The organism is Allobosea sp. ASV33 (assembly GCF_016428755.1).
GTDB lineage: Bacteria > Pseudomonadota > Alphaproteobacteria > Rhizobiales > Beijerinckiaceae > Allobosea.
Window position 1 is genome coordinate 1 of the sequence record NZ_JAELTI010000196.1, and the last position, 717, is coordinate 717.

The following is a 717-nucleotide window of genomic DNA, read 5'->3' on the forward strand; positions in this document are numbered from 1 at the left end:
CCAGGATCGGCGGCCAGGCCGTACGCCGCGCTGGCGCGGCGTCACGGCGCTGCATGAATTGAAGGCTGCCGGCGTGCCGGTGATGATCGCCTCCGACAACACGCGCGACCCGTTCTATGCCTATGGCGATCTCGATCTCGTCGAGGTGCTGCGCGAGGGCACGCGCATCCTCCAGCTCGATCACTCCGGGCTGGACTGGGCCAATGCGGTGGCGCGGACGCCGGCACAGACGATGGGTGTTCAAGCCGGCGTCATCACTGTGGGTGCGCCGGCCGATCTCATCCTCACGCGGGCGCGCGATTGGACCGAACTCTTCTCCCGGCCGCAGGCCGACCGCAGCGTGCTGGTCTCCGGCCGGGCGATCGACCGGACCTTGCCGGACTACCGCGAACTCGACCATCTGATGGGCAGAGCATCATGACCGCACGCTACGACATCGCCTTGCTGAAGACCCGCCTCGACGGCATCCGCACCGAGGAGAACCCGGCGCTGGTGAAGCAGAAGAGCCGCGACTTCTTCTGGTACTCGCCGATCCTGAAACGCCAGCTCGATCATGTCGTGGCCGATATCATCGTTTCGCCGACGAGCGAGGCCGAGGTCGTGCAGGTTCTCGCCGCCTGCCACGAACTCGGCATTCCTGTGACGCCGCGCGGCACCGGCACCGGCAATTACGGGCAGGCGATGCCGCTCTCCGGCGGCGTGCTGCTCGATCTCTCC

At 67.2% G+C, this 717-nt stretch carries 2 protein-coding genes; both read left to right on the top strand.

Features of this window, described 5'->3' with window-relative positions; translation table 11 throughout:
- A partial coding sequence (locus tag JHD80_RS27075) for an amidohydrolase family protein (protein ID WP_199093664.1) occupies positions 1-421 on the top strand: 421 nt, incomplete at its 5' end.
- Positions 418-717 (top strand): FAD-binding oxidoreductase (locus JHD80_RS27080; RefSeq protein WP_199093666.1); only part of this gene is annotated, 300 nt, incomplete at its 3' end. The genes JHD80_RS27075 and JHD80_RS27080, both read left to right, overlap by 4 nt.